17 protein-coding genes and 1 pseudogene are annotated in these 15,589 nt (G+C 36.2%); 5 read left to right on the top strand and 13 right to left on the bottom strand.

What is annotated here, in order from left to right:
* Positions 1-343: 343 nt before the first annotated feature.
* From BMZ58_RS16505 to BMZ58_RS16485, 5 genes are all read right to left on the bottom strand, one after another.
* The gene (locus tag BMZ58_RS16505; RefSeq protein WP_075037668.1) at positions 344-1,174 is read right to left on the bottom strand and encodes a glycerophosphodiester phosphodiesterase; all 831 of its coding nucleotides are present in this window, start codon (positions 1,172-1,174) and stop codon (positions 344-346) included.
* A 512-nt stretch (positions 1,175-1,686) separates the two neighbouring features.
* Positions 1,687-2,223 (bottom strand): nucleoside/nucleotide kinase family protein, encoded by a 537-nt coding sequence (locus tag BMZ58_RS16500; protein WP_075037667.1) that lies wholly within the window; start codon positions 2,221-2,223, stop codon positions 1,687-1,689.
* Positions 2,224-2,622: 399 nt separating this feature from the next.
* Positions 2,623-3,621 (bottom strand): NADP-dependent oxidoreductase, encoded by a 999-nt coding sequence (locus BMZ58_RS16495; protein ID WP_075037666.1) that lies wholly within the window; start codon positions 3,619-3,621, stop codon positions 2,623-2,625.
* A 40-nt stretch (positions 3,622-3,661) separates the two neighbouring features.
* Positions 3,662-3,997, bottom strand: coding sequence for an ArsR/SmtB family transcription factor (locus BMZ58_RS16490; protein ID WP_075037665.1), 336 nt, complete (start codon positions 3,995-3,997; stop codon positions 3,662-3,664).
* Positions 3,998-4,407: 410 nt separating this feature from the next.
* Positions 4,408-5,298: a LysR family transcriptional regulator gene (locus BMZ58_RS16485; RefSeq protein WP_075037664.1), complete on the bottom strand. Its 891-nt coding sequence runs from the start codon at positions 5,296-5,298 to the stop codon at positions 4,408-4,410.
* Positions 5,299-5,533: 235 nt separating this feature from the next.
* Between BMZ58_RS16485 and BMZ58_RS16480 the strand changes: the two genes are divergently transcribed.
* From BMZ58_RS16480 to BMZ58_RS21220, 4 genes are all read left to right on the top strand, one after another.
* Complete coding sequence (locus BMZ58_RS16480; protein WP_244151626.1) at positions 5,534-6,976, top strand: sodium:solute symporter family protein; 1,443 nt, start codon at positions 5,534-5,536, stop codon at positions 6,974-6,976.
* Positions 6,951-8,087, top strand: coding sequence for a M24 family metallopeptidase (locus BMZ58_RS16475; protein ID WP_075037663.1), 1,137 nt, complete (start codon positions 6,951-6,953; stop codon positions 8,085-8,087). Before BMZ58_RS16480 ends, BMZ58_RS16475 begins: the two co-directional genes overlap by 26 nt.
* Before the next feature lie 307 nt (positions 8,088-8,394).
* Complete coding sequence (locus BMZ58_RS16470; protein WP_075037662.1) at positions 8,395-9,312, top strand: proline dehydrogenase family protein; 918 nt, start codon at positions 8,395-8,397, stop codon at positions 9,310-9,312.
* Positions 9,313-9,378: 66 nt separating this feature from the next.
* Complete coding sequence (locus BMZ58_RS21220) at positions 9,379-9,528, top strand: hypothetical protein (protein ID WP_167360103.1); 150 nt, start codon at positions 9,379-9,381, stop codon at positions 9,526-9,528.
* A gap of 346 nt (positions 9,529-9,874) precedes the next feature.
* Here BMZ58_RS21220 and BMZ58_RS16465 read toward each other — a convergent pair whose 3' ends face one another.
* The 6 genes and pseudogenes from BMZ58_RS16465 to BMZ58_RS16440 form a co-directional block, all read right to left on the bottom strand.
* Positions 9,875-10,231 carry a hypothetical protein gene (locus BMZ58_RS16465; RefSeq protein WP_075037661.1) on the bottom strand — a complete coding sequence of 119 codons (357 nt, stop codon included), beginning with the start codon at positions 10,229-10,231 and terminating at the stop codon, positions 9,875-9,877.
* Positions 10,232-10,484: 253 nt separating this feature from the next.
* Positions 10,485-11,471 (bottom strand): annotated as a pseudogene (locus tag BMZ58_RS16460) (type II asparaginase).
* Between the two features lie 84 nt (positions 11,472-11,555).
* The gene (locus BMZ58_RS16455; RefSeq protein ID WP_075037660.1) at positions 11,556-12,659 is read right to left on the bottom strand and encodes a threonine synthase; all 1,104 of its coding nucleotides are present in this window, start codon (positions 12,657-12,659) and stop codon (positions 11,556-11,558) included.
* Positions 12,660-12,725: 66 nt separating this feature from the next.
* Positions 12,726-13,100, bottom strand: coding sequence for a RidA family protein (locus tag BMZ58_RS16450; protein WP_075037659.1), 375 nt, complete (start codon positions 13,098-13,100; stop codon positions 12,726-12,728).
* Positions 13,101-13,110: 10 nt separating this feature from the next.
* Positions 13,111-13,770, bottom strand: coding sequence for a helix-turn-helix transcriptional regulator (locus tag BMZ58_RS16445; protein ID WP_075037658.1), 660 nt, complete (start codon positions 13,768-13,770; stop codon positions 13,111-13,113).
* Positions 13,771-14,079: 309 nt separating this feature from the next.
* Positions 14,080-14,175, bottom strand: coding sequence for a DUF3953 domain-containing protein (locus tag BMZ58_RS16440; RefSeq protein ID WP_075037657.1), 96 nt, complete (start codon positions 14,173-14,175; stop codon positions 14,080-14,082).
* Between the two features lie 239 nt (positions 14,176-14,414).
* Between BMZ58_RS16440 and BMZ58_RS16435 the strand changes: the two genes are divergently transcribed.
* Entirely contained in the window at positions 14,415-14,615 is a 201-nt protein-coding gene (locus tag BMZ58_RS16435; RefSeq protein WP_075037656.1) for a CsbD family protein, read from the top strand.
* Between the two features lie 295 nt (positions 14,616-14,910).
* Here BMZ58_RS16435 and BMZ58_RS16430 read toward each other — a convergent pair whose 3' ends face one another.
* Both BMZ58_RS16430 and BMZ58_RS16425 read right to left on the bottom strand, forming a co-directional pair.
* Positions 14,911-15,165, bottom strand: a complete 255-nt coding sequence (locus BMZ58_RS16430) for a hypothetical protein (RefSeq protein WP_075037655.1) — start codon at positions 15,163-15,165, stop codon at positions 14,911-14,913.
* Positions 15,166-15,252: 87 nt separating this feature from the next.
* Positions 15,253-15,589, bottom strand: a 337-nt coding sequence (locus tag BMZ58_RS16425; RefSeq protein WP_075037654.1) for an NUDIX domain-containing protein, incomplete at its 5' end; no start/stop codon positions are given.

Below are 15,589 nucleotides of genomic sequence, written 5' to 3'. Positions count from 1 at the left end.
ACAAGTATAAAAGTACTGTCACATTCTTAACTAAAAGTGAAAAAGCGTATGAAACCAGTTTTTTAAATCTTGATTTCATACGCTTTTCTTTTATACTGTATATTGTTACATTCCCTTCAATGTGTCACCAACGTATAAAATGGTGTATATTAAAGCTCTTTTTGTTCAAGAAGTTAATTAAAGTAAAGCCCCTTTTAGTTGAAGACTCGAAATCAAGATAACTTGGAATAGACCTTTAATTAACGCTCCCATTTATAAAATGTTCTTAATACAATCAATATTACCAATCCAAACAAAAAAAGAAGTAGTAACTCCCCCTTTTCTTTAACTCTCTTACACAAAATTAGTTTCTAGGATCTACATAATCCGGGTAATCAGAAATAATCGCGTCCACTTCCATTTCGAATAGGAAATCTGCCGCTTCTTGACTACGTACCGTCCATGATCCAATTTTCATATCAAGAGTGTGAACCTGATGAACCAATTCTTCTGTCACATTTCCATAATTCGGGTTAAACCAATCCGCATAGTTAGAAAATTCCTCTAGTGAATCTGTTGTTGTATCTGCATGGTTAGAAGTTAATACACCGATTGGAACTTTCGGAAGAAGCTTGTCCATTTTTTTCATGGATTCAAAGTTAAATGATTGAATAATGATTTTTTCATTTTGTGGCTTATCGAGATTTCGTTCTTTCAAAACTTCTGCCACTTGTTCTTCAATCCCTGGGTAAAGCTGTGGAGCTTTTAATTCTATTAAAATTCCAACTTTTCCATAGTAACGATCAAGAATCTCTTCAAATGTGGGGATTGGTTCTCCTGCAAATTTTTCCCCTTTCCAACTCCCCGCATCAAGACTTTTAAGCTGTTCATATGTTAAATCCCCTACTTTGCCCGTTCCATCTGTTGTACGATCCACTGTTGTATCATGAATCAATACTAATTCCCCATCTTTACTTCTTTGAAGATCAATCTCAATATAATCTGCTTTCATATCAACAGCCAGATCAAAACCAGCGATCGTATTTTCAGGTGCATATCCAGCTGCACCACGGTGTGCTACATTATCCACCTGTTTTCTTTCGCCTCCTGTCAGTTCATCTGCAGACACCTGACTTAACGGACTAAGTAACAACGAAATAACTATTCCTGCACCCAGTACTAATTTTTTACTCATTTTCTCATCTCCAATCTATAATATGTATATAACAGTATTATAGATTGGAAATGTTAACCTAGTATGTATAAATTTTTATAACTTAATAAAGATCGCGTTAACAAATTTCGATCTTTTTCCTTCCTTTTTTACAAATCTACTAATAAAAATAAAACAGGAATACTCTCCCCCCCATTTCACTTATTAATCTCAATCATCGTACAAGACATCTAAAAGGGTTATGGTTGAGAAAAAATAAATAGCTTGCTTCTGATACACTTTTACAAACTTAAAAAAGTCACATTTCCGAAAAAGAAGTGCGCCTAATTGTGTAAGATTGTTATTTAGGTAAAGCACCCATTACAGGAAGGCTTGAATTCGAGATAAAATAATAACCTTTCTCCCTCTTACTACAAATTTTGCCTATCCATTAAAAAATGACAGATACTATTGGAAAAAAAGATGGTATCCATTGATAGTGGATGGATAAGAGGAAAAACAAAAAACCGTTAATAACCATACCGGAATAACAATCATACTATGTTCACTACATTTTGAGTGATAATACCTGCAACCTCAAATTTAGGTCGTGTGCCGTCTACAATTAGATCAGAATTTGGTTTTGTCGTATCTAACATATTAAGATAACCTCGCCTCCCTCTAACTAAGTAGTTATCTAAATCCAGTATTATATCTTCAGCAGAACCATTTTTAAAATCTCTATTTATTCTGCGTGCCATTGCAATATCCAATGGAGTATCAATAAACACCGCAAAACCAATAAGACTACTTGTTTTACTATGTAAATATGCAAATGGAAAATCTAATATTATGTAATCTAGAGGTTCAGTAAGAAACTGTTTTATATCTCTAATAAGTGGTGATAAGTCCCAATCATCAGGATTACAGCCATTATCAATCGATTTAATTATATTTTTAGAACCATCAAAATCATAATCATCAAAATATATCGTTTTACTATTTGGTAACTTCCCATTTAAGCAACAAGCAATTGTCGTTTTTCCGCCGCCCGAAACCGCAGCAATAGCAATTACCATTGGTCTTTTCATTAAACCCCACCAATATTCCCGTTTGTCTATACTTATTTAAATTAGGGCGAGTACTCTATTGAGCAATCGCCCCCTTTACATGAAGACTCGGAATCGGGATATCTTTAAACAGATTTCAAACTAAGGTGCCCATTACCTTAAGTATGTCCTTTAACAAAACCAGCTCCAGTAGATGTCGTTTGAATGCACGGTATATTTGTAATGTGTAGTAAATAGAACTGGTGTTTTTCGTCATGCTTATTCAACATTAGCCCCCTCATTGAAGGTCATTTGTAGCTTTAGAATAAAGATCAATAGAAATTACCTTAACATTATATTTACCATCAATACAAAGAATCCATTTTGAAGAAGTTTGATTACAAGATAAAAGGTTAGCTATATTTTTTGCATCGTTTACAACTATCTAATTTTTAATATTATTTTCCCTTTTGCCCTTCCAGATTCCGCATATTCCATCGCTTTTTGAGCATCTTCAAATGGCAAAACTCTATCAATTTTAGGTTTGATTTTGCCAGTCTCAATATAGTTTGCGATTATACGTAATTGCTCTCCGCTCGGTTTCATAAACAAAAATGTATATTCTGCATTATGCTTTTTTCCGAGCGCAGTAATTTTATGGCTTGCTGCTGAAAACAACAATGTTTTAAAAAATCCGGAACCATATTCTTTACCAAAACGAGCATTTGGTAATCCCGAAACAGAAACAATTTTCCCTCCGCTTTTTATCACTTCAAATGATTTTTCGAGTACTTTGCCCCCAATTGTATCAAATACGGCATCATAGTTTTTCAGTTTCTCCTCAAAGTTTTCTGTCTTGTAATTTATGATTTCATCTGCTCCCATAGATTTTACTAAATTCGCACCAGCTTCACTGGCTGTCGTTGCAACAGTGGCACCCATTAATTTGGCCAGTTGAATAGCAAAGGTACCGACACCACCAGCGCCAGCTTGAATTAATATCTTTTGTCCTTTTTGTAATTCCAAAATGTCAGTGAGGGCTTGATAGGAGGTTAACCCAACCAGCGGGATTGATGCTGCTTCTTCAAAGCTCAAATTTTTAGGTTTTAAGGCTATGTCATCTTCATGTATAGCGATATATTCTGCAAATGTACCAATTTTACTCTTTCGTGGACGTGCATATATTTCGTCACCAACTTTAAAACGAGTCACTTTTGCACCAACCTTTACCACGACACCAGAAAAGTCATTCCCTAAGATAAGAGGCATTCTATATTTAACTAACAATTTGACTTTCCCATCCCGTATTTTAAAATCAATAGGGTTAATACTCGCTGCATGAATTTCTGCGAGGACCTCATTTTCACCAATTTCAGGTGTGGGCATTTCTGCCAAATGCATGGGCACTTTCCCATACTTATCAACGATCATTGCTCTCATAGACTATACCTCCAAATAATGGTGTTTAAATTCCCTCATTTCAATAAAAGTTCTTCATGAACTTATCAATATTTAAAATAAGCGTTCTTAATAAACCTAATTCCGTACGGACATTAATATAATAAAAATTTTTTGTCCCTTCTTTACGCATTAGAATAACACCGGAATCTCGTAAAACCTTAAGATGATGGGACACAGCAGGCCGAGAAAGATGTGTTTGTTCTGTGATTTCACCTACACGTAGTCCTGTATGACAATCCGTTCCCATTAGAACTAACAAGATTGATTGGCGTGTTTCATCACCAATTGCCAAAAGTACTTTTTGACAATTAATAAAATCCTCTTTAATTATATTTAGTTGGTCCTGTTTATTCATTCAGTAAAATACCTCCAATAATCAGTTTAATCGTTTAAGTTGATAAACGATATGACTGAATACAACAATATAGGATTGTGATATTAGGTGCAATATTGAGAAAGCAAATCGAGACGAATACATCTTAGAGGGGAAGCATCATTAACTTTTAATGTTCAGCAACTTAAAATATGGGACTATGTTTGATGAGCGCTCTAAGTAATAATGCAACTTTAGTATTCCATTTGACCCATTAAATAAAGTAAACAATAGATAAGTAATCTAGAGGTTTTCTTTTACTTTTTATTTTATTCACTGGTTATCCCATGAAAATACCTCTTTTCCGTAAAGCTTGAATTCGGGATAAATCCTATATCCATTGTCCAATTATTGAAGGTAGGAGAACAGGCATTGTTGAATGCGTAAATTTTTTAGTGAGGATTAATTGATTGCTTAATCACTTCAAGGAAAGGTTGTACAATTGGGGAATTGTTATCTTTATGCCATGCTAATGCCGTTTTTACTGTAGTAAAACTTTTCTTAAGTTCAAAATAAACAATCCCATCGGTTTTAAAAAATTGCATTGGTTTCGGCACCAGTGCTACTCCTACTCCTGAGGAAACGAGTGCTACAATCGTTTGTAACTCATGAGCTTCTTGACATATCTTGGGGCTAAAACCGGCGTGATAACAAAGACTTATAATAGAGTCATAATAACTCGAACCTATGTTTCTAGGTGTCATAATAAATGACTCGTTAACTAAATCGGAAACTTCTATAGGCGCTCCTTGCTTAACAAGATGATGTGTTTTTGGTAATGCGACTATAAAAGGTACCTCACGAAACATTTCTAAATTAAGCCATTTGCTCTCCACTGGTGGAACTAGTAAACCAAGATGGATTTCTCCTTCGTGTAAAGCCTTAACTTGTTCTGCTGATGGAAGCTGTCTTAAAATAACATTTACGTTTGGAAATTTTTCCCGAAAAATTTCCAGTATGTGTGAGAGACCATCAAAAGCTGCTGTTCCTGTAAATCCCAATATTAAATCTCCCACTTCCCCTCGATGGACCCTTCGTGCCTCTTCAGATGCGGCCTCTACATTATTTAAGATTTGATAAGCCCTTTCCAGAAACACCTCACCTGCTTCCGTTAATTCAACTTGGCGTTTTGTTCGAAAAAATAACAAAACGTCTAATTCAGACTCCAATTTCTTTATTTGTTGGCTTAATGGCGGTTGTGCCATTTTTAATTGCGCAGCTGCTTTCCCAAAGTGAAGTTTTTCAGCCACTATTATAAAGTACTTTAAATGACGTAATTCCATAAAACCCCTCCGTTTAATATTTAATTAGTATTAATCATTTAATAAATATATATTGGACGTATTTGTTACTGCATTGTACAGTGAATACAAGAAAAATTCAAACTTGTTTGATAATTTAAAAAATGGAAGGGTGTTAGCTGATGCTTTTGTCCATTTCCAAGGAAGAGATCCATAATCGACAGAGTATTTTTAATTCTAGGCTTCAAAAAAACAGAATGGAAGGAGGTGAAACATAGTGAGCAGTAGCATTCAAATAAGTGCAATAGTGACGTACTTACTACTTATGGTTGCACTGGGTATTTATTTTTCTAAACGCGAGGTTAAAACTAGCGAAGATTTTATGGTCGCTGGCAGACGGTTACCTAGATTAGTCCTTATTGGAACCTTACTGGCCACTTGGGTTGGATCGGGAACAGTTGTCGGAAGTGCAAGTTTTATGTATCAACATGGTCCACTCGCCAGTATTTTAAGTGGACTATCAGGACCAATAGGGATAATTATTCTATATTTTATAGCTGATAAAGCTAGAATGCTAAAAAAGTACACAATACCAGAGATGCTCGAAATACGTTATGGCAGTCTGGTCCGCTTGATTGCAGCTATTTTTATTATATTGGCCTATATTGGGATAACCTCTTATCAATTTATAGGCGGCGGTTATATCCTTAGTATCACTACTGGTCTACCTATTGAAATAGGAACAATTATTACCGCTGTTTTAGTTATTTTTTTAGCGACATCGGGAGGATTATTTTCAGTTGCTTATACAGATTTTGTTAGTTCTCTTTTAATTGTCTTTGGCTTTTTGTTAGGGCTGCCTTTTGTTTTATCAGCAGTCGGGGGCTTTGATGGACTTGCTTCAGACTTACCGGATCACGCACTCACTTGGACGGGCGGGCTGACTGCTCCCCAATTACTGGGGTATTTTTTACCCCCTCTATTATTAATATTAGGTGACCAAAATATGTATCAAAGATTTTCTGCGGCAAAAGATGCAGATACGGCAAAAAAATCGACTATCGGATTTTTCATTGGCGATGTAGGAATTAAAATTTTAACCATTATTTTTGCTACTGCTGCTATTGTTCTTTATCCCAATATCATGTCTGATACATCTATCCTGCAGGTCGCTGTTAGTGGTGTACCAATATCAATTGGTGCAATCATTCTTTCTGCAACTGTAGGTTTTGTTATTACTACAGGTAATTCATATCTGCTTTCGTCTGCTGGAAATCTAGTTTTTGATTTATATAGTCGGTACAGTAGGAAAGAAGTCCCTGAAAGAAGACTTTTAACTTTCAGTCGTTTGGCTGTAATCGCCTTTGGAACCTTCGCTTATGTTCTTGGCGCTTTTTTTCCAAGTGTTTTGGCCATTCAAATGTATTCCTATACGATGTATGGGGCGGCAATCACACCATCTATTTTGGCAAGTTTTTTATGGAAGCGAGCAACCGGTGCAGGAGCCTTAGCTTCAATTATAATGGGTGGAACAGCTACAATGTTTTGGGAACTAGTCTTAGGTAAGCCCCTGGGTTGGAATAGCGTTCTGTTCTCTTTGCCATTGTCGATTATAGCGCTAATAGTAGTAAGTTTGCTTACAAAAAATAAAAAAATAAATATTCAATACCAAACTAATAGTAGGAGTGATCAAAATGAAAGTTTGTCATCGTTTAAATGATTTAAGAAAACATATGGAGGAAAACGGTATTCTTGCTACGGTTATTATGAGTCCAGAAAATCAATTTTACTTAAGCGGTTTCAAAGCTTTAACTTATTCTAGACCTATCGCTTTATTTGTTGAAAGAAATAAAACACGTTTAATTGTGCCTGGTTTAGAAGAAGTGCATGCAAAAGAAGTGGCAAATGTGGATGAAATTCATGTCTATTACGAACATCCGGAGAAGGCAGCCATAGGAACCAATTCTGAAGAGTTTATTAATAAAATTTTAACGGGATATCCCAAGGGTTCTAAAATTGGTGCAGACTTAGCTCATAGCTCTGCTGAACTTATTTTGAAAATGAAAGACCTTGGACATGAGATAGCGGATGTAGGATCCAAAATCATTGAGAGTAGGTATATTAAAGACGAAGATGAAATTGACCTAATCACTGAAGCAGGTAGATTAGTAAGTCTTGCAGTAAATGAATCATTACAAGTGTGCAGACCCGGAGTCACTGAGTTAGAGATAGATGCAACAGGGAATAATGCTCTTTTTGCTGAAACTTCAAGAAAGCATCCAAATGCTACTCTCGGTTTATCGGGGATGTCGCCCTCGGGGTCAAAGCGGACTGTGATGCCTCATATCTTTTCCAACACACGAAAATTAGAGGAGGGAGATCTCCTCATCCATACACGCCAAGTAAGTTTTAATGGATACCGGGCAGAGCTGGAAAGGACAGTTATCATTGGAGAGCCTACGAAGCAACAAAAGCAAGTATTCGAGGTTATGAGAACTGCACAACAAGTTGCACTGGAGTTTATCAAACCCGGTGTGACTGCAGCTGAAGTCGATAAAGTTGCAAGAGATGTGATTGATAAGGAAGGGTTTGGCGAATTTGCGGTTCATCGTGTCGGACATGGTATTGGGATTTCGGCCCATGAGAAACCTTATCTAAGATTTGATAACGACCTTATACTGAAAGAAGGTATGGTTTTTACTATTGAACCAGGGGTTTATATACCTGGCTTAGGTGGGTTTCGTCATTCAGATACAGTTCTTTTAACTTCTAATGGAAATAAATTAGTTACAGATTACTCAAGGGGTTTAGAGTCAATGGCACTCTTATAAAACAAAGATTTAGGAATTTTGGTGCGGTAAATATAGTGATATGGTGTTATGTCACATATGATGAGGATTTATCCACAGTGGGACACATATACCAGCATTCAAATAAATTCACTTATAATTGTAAAAGGCTATAATATATTCGAACATGCTGTGTTAGGTTCGCTCTTTAGTTTGAGTGAAGCCGCGAGACAATATCCATAACGAGATTTCAGATCTTGTTAAGGTCTAATAGGCACATAAAAAATTCATAGTTTTCATACATTTGACCCTCGTTTGTAAAAAGACCTTTGTAAAGGAGGCAGTCCCTTTGGAAGCAATGACGAAGAATTTGTTTTCCTATCTGGCGAAAAGTAACGTGTTGAATCAAGCAGCAAAAAAATGGGGGCTACAATTTGGTGCAAACAAAGTTGTAGGAGGAGAGACTTTCGCTAAGGCCGTTCCACTAATCAGACAGCTTAATAAGCAGGGGTTAAGTGTGACTGTTGACCATCTGGGCGAATTTGTGAGTTCAGCTGAAATTTCAAAAGAGAGAACACAAGAGTGCGTTCAAACAATCAAGCGTATCAACCATGAGGGCCTTGACTCACAAATATCTTTGAAGCTAACCTCCCTCGGATTAGACATCGATCATGATCTTATCACGGACAATTTGACTCAAATTATGGAAGCCGCCCGACATTATGATATTTTTATCACAATTGATATGGAGGATACTTCTCGTTGTCAGGCGACACTCGATATTTTTGAAGAATTAAGAGCTAACTTCGACAACCTTGGTACAGTCATCCAATCGTACTTGTACCGTTCGGAGGATGATGTCCGAGATTTAAACAAACATCATCCAAATTTGCGCTTAGTAAAAGGTGCCTATAAGGAATCATCAAAGGTTGCTTACAAGGAGAAAGACGATGTCGATGAGAACCTCAAACGTTTGATAAAAACGCATTTATTAAACGGAAACTACACAGCGGTCGCCAGCCATGATGACGTGATGATCAATTACACAAAGCAAATTGTGAAGGAATACAAGATTCCGAGCAACCAGTTCGAATTCCAAATGTTATACGGAATGCGAACACAAACGCAGCTAGAACTTGCAAAGGAAGGCTATAAAATGAGGGTCTATGTTCCTTACGGGGACGACTGGTACGGCTATTTTATGAGAAGACTGGCGGAACGGCCCGAAAATATCAGCTTTGTGTTAAAAGGTATGTTCAAACATTAATCTATTATTCAAAGGAGAGATCGTATAACAGCACCGTAAAAGATGAACTATTAACAGATTTCTCTGTTGAAGCCCAACCGTTGCGCTGTGGTGTTTTATGAACAGTTGATTTTAATAGATGCAGAATTATTAGCGAGGTTATTCACTATTGAAAATTGGCAACTTCTTGATGGGAAATGGATGATAGTTAGAGAGATAGAAGAACCCATTAATTAATTTCAACCTGGACTTGTTCAAGAATAGGGAGCGATTGTTTAAGCCTAATTTCTCGGTATATTAATCGAGAAATTAGGCTCTTTTAAAATCTGCTCTTTCTAATTCCAAAACAAAGAGAGCCTGTTTTGAGTCGATCACAATCAAAAGCAGGCTCTCCTTCTAACGTCCCTTTATCCACCGAACTTTTTATATCTCCCATTATCATTTAAAAATTTTATTGGACCCCATGCATTCACTTGATAGAAATATCGACCTGATTTAGTGTTTATTATTTCTATTTCTTTTATCTGGTCGTTCACATCTTCTTTTACAGTAGTAATATTTTCATTTTTTAAGTATCCGAACGCTATGTTACATTTCCATTATCTGTTTCATAATGTAATACGCTGTGTCTTACACTATATGAGTCATCAGTGATGGCGGTAATATCAGAAACAATTAAATCCCAATCTTTATCACCCTGACGCTTTAGTAATGCGAACCCCACTTTTTCAAATTTGTCACCCTCGTCTGTTCCTTGGGCAGTAAAAAGAACTACTCTTCTATCCTCTGTTTTTTGTCTAGAAATTATATCATTTACTTTTATTTCACTAGACCAACTATTCTTTATGGCCTCTTCCGGTGATTCGTTGCTACACCCTGTAAGTATAAAAACAAATATTAGTAACAGTAAGTGATTGGTATTTTGTATTGCATTTTTCATAAGTAGTCACCCCTCCTCTTTTATAGTCAACCTATCCATCAATCACCGCATTTGGCGATCCTTTAGGACATGAAATATTCCATATACTCAAGCTATCGAATTATTGAGGTCCCTATTCAGTAAAAAATTTCTAGTAATATTAGCTTATCAAATGAGTTTAAGGGTAACGACCAAAAAAGCGCTTCTCTATATTAGAGAAACGCCCCCGTTTCATGAATACTCGGGATCGAGATATCCAAATTATCATTAGTCCTTAATAAGTACGAAAAAAATGTTGTATTTCATCTTTATCATTAGTAACAGTTAATGCAAGCATAAGAAGAATTCGGGCTTTCTGAGGGTTCAACGGGTCAGCTGCAATATAATGTTGTTGATTATCCATACTTGTTCGGCTAACAATTCCCGTACTTAATCGTGAGGACCTGATGATTACAACACCTTTTTTCAAAGCATCTTGAATTCCCTGCTCTGCTTGTTTAGATATGGTATAACCCCCAGCAGTAGCCACAATAATACCTTTAGAACCTACCTGAACGGCTGCGTCATATAAATGTCGATCGTCCCCTAGATGAGAATATATAATTGGAACTTTAGGCAATTCGACAATTGATTCTACATCGAAAATCGAATCCACTGTATGAAGCCTGGTAATATCTTTATAAAAGAAGTGTACTTCCCCTCCTACAATCGCACCTATATAACCCTGTTCAAGAGCTTTAAACGAATCGACCGTTGTAGTATTCATTTTCCCTATGTACCGTACAGAACCAACTCTATCATTTAGCACAACCAGTACACCTTTGCCATGTGACTGGCATTCACAAGCCACTTTCACCCCATTATATAGATTTAACGGACCGTCGGCACTAATTGCTGTTGCCGGTCTGACTGCCCCGACAATTACGACTGGTTTATGACTTTTAATCACAAAATGTAAAAAATAAGCTGTTTCTTCCAGTGTGTCTGTTCCATGTGTGATTACAATCCCATCTACTTCTTCATCTGACATTGTTCATTTATATATTTACTCAGCCTCAATAAATGTTCCGTTGTCATATTCAATATTAAACAACTGTTCTACTTCTATATTGGAAAAGTCGTTTAAGTTCGGTGTTCCCTCTAATAATTCTTCAATAGTTACGGCACCAGGTTTATATCCAGTGGTGGTTATATTTGAAGATCCAGCTCCCACAATCGTTCCACCAGTTGCAATTATTTTAATGGTTGGCTTACTTTTCATCGTCATCCACTCTACACCCTTCATACATCTAGCTGCTCTTTTATCCTAGGTCCATGCAAATACATGGACCTAGGATAAGAGCGATCAATTTGATTTAATTCCTGCGCCACAAAGAGGTACGATTATTTTTTCTTCTGGTTCTTTCTTATATTTTAAATAGCCAGCATAGTTTGCGGCTGTTGTCACTTCAACATAAAAACCTTTATCACTAAGTTTCGCACGGGCACTCAGAATTTCATCTTCTTCAATCGTTATAAACTCACCATTAGTTTCGCGTACAGCTTCTAAAATTTGCGAGGAACGCGCCGGTGTTGCTATAGCTATCCCTTCTGCTAAAGTGCCTTTATTCATAACAGGCTGGGCTGATAAATCCCCATTGTTGAAAGCCTCTACTAGCGGGGAACAGTTAACTGCTTGTATGGCAATAATTTTCGGCATTTTTTCGATTAAGCCATTGGCAAGCAACTCTTTAAACCCATAGTAGGCACCTAGTAAAAGCGTACCGTTACCAACAGGAATAATTAAGGTATCGGGTGTACCATTCAATTGCTCGAAAATTTCGTAAGCATACGTTTTAGTTCCTTCATAAAAGTAAGGATTATATACATGACTTGCGTAAAAGGCTTTTTCTTCTTTTACCGCTTGTTGGGCAGCTGCTGCAATATCTTCCCGAGTCCCCTGAATTTGTTTAATCGTTGCACCATGAGATTTCACTTGTGCAATTTTCTTGGGGGACGTTTCATCTCTTAGATAAATGTCGCAAGCAATATTACAACGTGCAGCGTAGGCAGCAATGGCAGTTCCAGCATTCCCGCTACTATCCGCAATAACTTTTTTGACCCCCAGTTCTTTTGCCTTCGTCATTAAAACTGCAGCTCCTCTGTCTTTAAAGGATAAAGTAGGCATCATATAATCAACTTTTACATAAGTATTTGGTTCAAGAGAATCTAGAACAATTAAAGGGGTTTGACCTTCTCCCATTGTTATAGACTTCCAATTATTTGAATCCTTTTGGAATGGCATGGTTTCTAAATAACGCCATAATGAGTTCGGATAGCGATTCCATGATTCCACATTTATTGTAGGAGTATCTTTTTCCAAATTTAATAAACTGCCACACGTACATTTCCATATAAAGGGCGTAATAGCATGCTTTTTTCCACAATCATTACAAATATATTGTTCCATCCTTCATCCATCCTTTAGATATTTTTATATATAATAGAATTTTTTATATACCAGTTTCAAAAAAATTTATATATACGCGATGGCATCAACTTCTATTTTAAATCCAAAATGTAATTTATTTGTAGGTACCACTGTACGAGCCGGTTTATATTCTCCGAAAAATTCTTTATAAACAGCATCTACCCTATCCCATAGTTCTACATCAGGAATGTATAATGTCATACGCAATATTTGCTCTTTTTTGCTTCCAGCTGCTTCTACAATCATTTCTATATTATTAAGTGCCTGGATTGTTTCCTCTTCAACGGAACCATATTTCCTTTCACGAGTTTCTGGATCAATAGAAAATTGTCCGGAAACATAGACGATATCATCATGAACAGTCGCAAGTGCGTAATGACCATTAGATTTTAAGTTTTCTACTTCAAAAATACTTTTCATTGTTTTCTCCTTACCTTGATTTATTTTTTATTTCATCTAAATAGCTATAAACAGTGACCTTTGATATGCCTAATGAATCTGCAACCTTATCGATAGATCCCTTCATTGAAAAAATCCCTTTTTTATCCATGAAACGAATCAATTCTACCTTTTCATGGCGTTTCATAGCTGGATGAGCACTGTTTTGTATGATTTGATTAATTAAACCATCAACGATCTCCTCTACATTTTTAATCTCAGGACTTGGTTTTTCTTCTTTTTCTTCTTTCTCTTCTACTAGAACTGGTGTTGGAAGAAATGTGTTCATGAACTGTTGCATTTGAAGTAATGCTTCCACATCGAAATTAATACAGAAAGCACCGATCACTTTCTGGTTAAAATCGCGAATTAACGTTGTTGAAGAGCGAATCGTGCGTTTATCTTCAGTAACAAATGTATAACCGGCCAGATAATCTTCTTTAAAGTCTTTCGATTGTAATACCGTTGTCACGAGATGATCAAAGGATTGACCAACTTCTCTACCCGTTACATGACTATTTATTGTGGATATGACAGATGCTTGGGGGTTTGTTAAATCGTGAATAACAATTTCACAATGATGTCCAAACATTTTAGCCGTTGATTTTGCTAAGGGAATGTATCTCTCTAATATTTGCTTTTTCTCTTCCATCTCTCTACCTCTCAGCCCGATTATAGTTTTCGACAAAAGATATATCTTACTTTCTTGATCGTATAAGTATTTATTCTGTTTAATTAGTAGGAGTCGCATATAAATTCGAATTGACTTTTTTATTGTATCATATAAAAAAATATACAAAACACCTTTATTTTATATTTGCGTATAATTTTTTATACGTAATGCTTGTAAGGAAGCGATTGCTCTTATTGAACAATCGCCCCCGTTTTTATAAGACTTGATTTCGAGACAATCAGTGATATTTATATTGAAATTCTTACTCTATTTTTTCGCTTAATTGCTTTATAAAGTATAAATACTAACGAAAAAACTAAATCCAGATACAAGGAATGATGTGAAAGCGATTGGTTTGCGTTTTTGAAATTCAGTAACCCCCATAACAAGAAGCTGACATCGGATGCTTCAAACTTACTGACCCGCAAAGCTATCGTTTGAATGATATCGTCAATGATTTCCACTATTTAAATCCATGACCAACATTTGTTTTCAAAACTGCAACATCAGAATAAAGATGCTAGTTTAACGATGGCGAAAGTATTTTTGTGGAATCATTTGTTTTATCCCAGGTGTCACCGGGAATATCCCCAGTACAAACCTAACAAAGGAGGTATTTATTTATGGCAGATAAAAAAGGTTTCAGCGATAAAGTAAAGGGCGCTGTTAATAAAGTAAAGGGCGAAGTAAAGGATCAGGCAGGCAATGCTAAGGACGATCCGAAAATGCAGAACGACGCCAAGAAAGATAAAATCAAAGGCGAAGTACAGAACAAAGCCGGCGACGCCAAGAAGCAGGACGAGGAAAAAAAGCAGCATTGGTAAGGGGCTGTCCCAAAAATGATATGCTCCCTTTTAAGTAGACAGATGAAATAAATCATCTGCTTTACTTAGAGGGGTGCAATTTTTTATGCCTTATGTAAACAAACGTAATTGAACCTATATATTATACTTCCTATTCGTTGTATCCTCTCGTATTATTTTCGGAAAATTGAGGATACAGCTATTGTAAATATTTAAAGAAAACCAGACCGACTCCAATCAGTATATACATTAAATCAAGATATCTTCGAATTGATCTTTAAATAACGCATCCGTTTCTTGAAGAAGGAGATTTTAATTACTCCATAATTTCTATATTTTTCACCTCAAAATCATTAGGGTCCCAATCATCCGTAGCTGTTTTATCAATGTAGGTAACTTTCACATTTTGAACAACCTCTAGCTGAGATGTGTCCTTCACTTTTAATGGCGATTCATCTATATAAACCATCCCTGCTTCAATTTTTGTAATTTCTCCTGTAATCTCTTCTTCGGAATTTGAACATGCAACTAACATCAAGACCAACAAGAGTACAACATTAAATCTCCTCATTTTCTTTCACCCTCCATTTACTCCGTGTTGCCTTTTAAGCAATTGCCCCCGTTTCTTGAAGACTCGATTTCGAGATTTATAAAGGTATTAACTTAATATCGCCTTCTTTAGGTCCTCTAAGATTGTTTGATTATTAGGAGTCATTGGAGGTAAGGAATCTAGGTCAAAAAACTGCAAATCTTTAGTCTCGTCTTGATCTAATGTTGGTGTGCCTTCAAATTCTTCACTTATGTAAATAACGTTAACAAAATAGACTTCATCACCATTCGGGTAAATGTAGTGTTGTGATTCTCCAGAATAAATATTAAATATCTCTAGATTCTGTACTCGTAAACCTGTCTCCTCAAATACTTCTCTTTTAACAGTATCTTCTACTGCTTCCCCGATTTCCACTGCTCCCCCAGGGTGTGACCATTGATGGTTG

It is taken from the genome of Halobacillus dabanensis (genome assembly GCF_900114165.1).
Taxonomy (GTDB): Bacteria; Bacillota; Bacilli; order Bacillales; family Halobacillaceae; genus Halobacillus; species Halobacillus dabanensis.
Note: the sequence above shows the minus strand (reverse complement) of the source record. Positions and strands in the feature narration are given on the sequence as shown.

Bases quoted from the DNA above. Each gene is read 5' to 3' on its own strand.
- BMZ58_RS16500 (WP_075037667.1), bottom strand. From the start codon at position 2,223: ATGAAAAGACCAATGGTAATTGCTATTGCTGCGGTTTCGGGCGGCGGA.
- BMZ58_RS16490 (WP_075037665.1), bottom strand. From the start codon at position 3,997: ATGAATAAACAGGACCAACTAAATATAATTAAAGAGGATTTTATTAAT.
- BMZ58_RS16440 (WP_075037657.1), bottom strand. From the start codon at position 14,175: ATGGGGGTTACTGAATTTCAAAAACGCAAACCAATCGCTTTCACATCA.
- BMZ58_RS16435 (WP_075037656.1), top strand. From the start codon at position 14,415: ATGGCAGATAAAAAAGGTTTCAGCGATAAAGTAAAGGGCGCTGTTAAT.
- BMZ58_RS16495 (WP_075037666.1), bottom strand. From the start codon at position 3,621: ATGAGAGCAATGATCGTTGATAAGTATGGGAAAGTGCCCATGCATTTG.
- BMZ58_RS16505 (WP_075037668.1), bottom strand. From the start codon at position 1,174: ATGAGTAAAAAATTAGTACTGGGTGCAGGAATAGTTATTTCGTTGTTA.
- BMZ58_RS16430 (WP_075037655.1), bottom strand. From the start codon at position 15,165: ATGAGGAGATTTAATGTTGTACTCTTGTTGGTCTTGATGTTAGTTGCA.
- BMZ58_RS16445 (WP_075037658.1), bottom strand. From the start codon at position 13,770: ATGGAAGAGAAAAAGCAAATATTAGAGAGATACATTCCCTTAGCAAAA.
- BMZ58_RS16485 (WP_075037664.1), bottom strand. From the start codon at position 5,298: ATGGAATTACGTCATTTAAAGTACTTTATAATAGTGGCTGAAAAACTT.
- BMZ58_RS16475 (WP_075037663.1), top strand. From the start codon at position 6,951: ATGAAAGTTTGTCATCGTTTAAATGATTTAAGAAAACATATGGAGGAA.
- BMZ58_RS16465 (WP_075037661.1), bottom strand. From the start codon at position 10,231: ATGAAAAATGCAATACAAAATACCAATCACTTACTGTTACTAATATTT.
- BMZ58_RS16450 (WP_075037659.1), bottom strand. From the start codon at position 13,100: ATGAAAAGTATTTTTGAAGTAGAAAACTTAAAATCTAATGGTCATTAC.
- BMZ58_RS16455 (WP_075037660.1), bottom strand. From the start codon at position 12,659: ATGGAACAATATATTTGTAATGATTGTGGAAAAAAGCATGCTATTACG.